Origin of the sequence: Sporolactobacillus laevolacticus DSM 442 (genome assembly GCF_000497245.1) — a bacterium.
Lineage (GTDB): Bacteria > Bacillota > Bacilli > Bacillales > Sporolactobacillaceae > Sporolactobacillus > Sporolactobacillus laevolacticus.
Window position 1 is genome coordinate 1 of sequence record NZ_AWTC01000017.1, and the last position, 2,733, is coordinate 2,733.

The window sequence follows — 2,733 nt, forward strand, 5'->3', positions numbered from 1 at the left end:
CACACGTCACCGTGCTTCCACTCCAGACCTATCAACCTCATCATCTCTAAGGGGTCTTACTGATTTAAAATCATGGGAAATCTCATCTTGAAGGGGGCTTCATGCTTAGATGCTTTCAGCACTTATCCCGTCCACACATAGCTACCCAGCGTATGCTCCTGGCGGAACAACTGGTACACCAGCGGTGTGTCCATCCCGGTCCTCTCGTACTAAGGACAGCTCTTCTCAAATTTCCTACGCCCGCGACGGATAGGGACCGAACTGTCTCACGACGTTCTGAACCCAGCTCGCGTACCGCTTTAATGGGCGAACAGCCCAACCCTTGGGACCTACTTCAGCCCCAGGATGCGATGAGCCGACATCGAGGTGCCAAACCTCCCCGTCGATGTGAACTCTTGGGGGAGATAAGCCTGTTATCCCCAGGGTAGCTTTTATCCGTTGAGCGATGGCCCTTCCATGCGGTGCCACCGGATCACTAAGCCCGACTTTCGTCCCTGCTCGACTTGTAGGTCTCGCAGTCAAGCTCCCTTGTGCCTTTACACTCTGCGAATGATTTCCAACCATTCTGAGGGAACCTTTGGGCGCCTCCGTTACCTTTTAGGAGGCGACCGCCCCAGTCAAACTGCCCGCCTGACACTGTCTCCGAACCGGATCACGGTCCAGGGTTAGAATGTCGATATCGTCAGGGCAGTATCCCACCGATGCCTCCACCGAACCTGGCGGTCCGGCTTCTAAGGCTCCTGCCTATCCTGTACAAACGATACCCACATCCAATATCAAGCTGCAGTAAAGCTCCATGGGGTCTTTCCGTCCTGTCGCGGGTAACCTGCATCTTCACAGGTACTATAATTTCACCGGGTCTCTCGTTGAGACAGTATCCAAATCGTTACACCTTTCGTGCGGGTCGGAACTTACCCGACAAGGAATTTCGCTACCTTAGGACCGTTATAGTTACGGCCGCCGTTTACTGGGGCTTCAATTCAAAGCTTCTCCCGAAGGATGACCTCTCCTTTTAACCTTCCAGCACCGGGCAGGTGTCAGCCCCTATACATCACCTTACGGTTTAGCAGAAACCTGTGTTTTTGGTAAACAGTCGCTTGGATCTTTTCACTGCGGCTCTCAGGACCCGAAGGTCCATCGAGCACCCCTTCTCCCGAAGTTACGGGGTGATTTTGCCGAGTTCCTTAACGAGAGTTCTCCCGAGCGTCTTAGAATTCTCTTCTTGCCTACCTGTGTCGGTTTTGGTACGGGCACCTTTTCACTCGCTAGAGGCTTTTCTTGGCAGTGTAGGATCAGGCGCTTCGGTACTTAAGTTCCCTCCTCATCACCGTTTGGCCGAAAGCAGCGGGATTTGCCTCGCTGCAAGCCTCNCGGCTTGAACGCACACTTCCATCCGTGCGCTCGCCTTACCTTCCTGCGTCCCCCCATCACTCAAACGTGAATTGGTGGTACAGGAGTATCAACCTGTTGTCCATCGCCTACGCCTTTCGGCCTCGGCTTAGGTCCCGACTAACCCTGAGCGGACGAACCTTCCTCAGGAACCCTTAGGCTTTCGACGGAGGAGATTCTCACTCCTCTTTTCGTTACTCATACCGGCATTCTCACTTCCAAACGCTCCAACATGCCTCACGGCACATCTTCAATGCCCTTGGAACGCTCCCCTACCATGACCTGACGGTCATCCGCGACTTCGGTGCTGTGCTTAGCCCCGTTACATTTTCGGCGCGACGCCACTCGACCAGTGAGCTATTACGCACTCTTTAAATGGTGGCTGCTTCTGAGCCAACATCCTGGTTGTCTGGGCAACGTCACATCCTTTCCCACTTAGCACAAACTTAGGGACCTTAGTCGGCGGTCTGGGCTGTTTCCCTTTCGACGACGGATCTTATCACTCGCCGTCTGACTCCCGGACGTAAGGGCTTGGCATTCGGAGTTTGACTGAACTCGGTAATCCTGTGGGGACCCCTTATTCAATCAGTGCTCTACCTCCAAGTCTCACTCATCCGAGGCTAGCCCTAAAGCTATTTCGGGGAGAACCAGCTATCTCCGTGTTCGATTGGCATTTCACCCCTACCCACACCTCATCCCCGCACTTTTCAACGTGCGTGGGTTCGGGCCTCCATTCAGTGTTACCTGAACTTCACCCTGGACATGGGTAGATCACACGGTTTCGGGTCGACAACCCTAAACTNAAGCGCCCTATTCAGACTCGCTTTCGCTGCGGCTCCGCCTCTTCAGCTTAACCTTGCTTAGAATCGTCACTCGCCGGTCCATTCTACAAAAGGTACGCTGTCACCCCCGAAGGGGGCTCCAACTACTTGTAAGCACACGGTTTCAGGATCTCTTTCACTCCCCTTCCGGGGTGCTTTTCACCTTTCCCTCACGGTACTGGTTCACTATCGGTCACTGGGGAGTATTTAGCCTTGGGAGACGGTCCTCCCGGATTCCGACGGGGTTTCTCGTGTCCCGCCGTACTCAGGATCCACTCCGGAGTGCGCGCTCCGTCGGCTACAGGGCGTTTGCCTTCTCTGGCCGACCCTTCCAGGTCGTTCGCCTGAAGCGCGCATTTCTGACTCCATGTGGAGTGTCCTACAACCCCAAAGGGCAAGCCCTTTGGTTTGGGCTGTTTCCCTTTCGCTCGCCACTACTCAGGAAATCGCATTTGCTTTCTCTTCCTCCGGGTACTGAGATGTTTCAGTTCCCCGGGTCTGCCTTACTCTGCCTATGGATTCA

At 54.4% G+C, this 2,733-nt stretch carries 1 rRNA gene; it reads right to left on the minus strand.

Features of this window, described 5'->3' with window-relative positions:
- Window positions 1-2,733: ribosomal RNA gene (locus tag P343_RS33430) — 23S ribosomal RNA — on the minus strand; the annotation flags it as partial.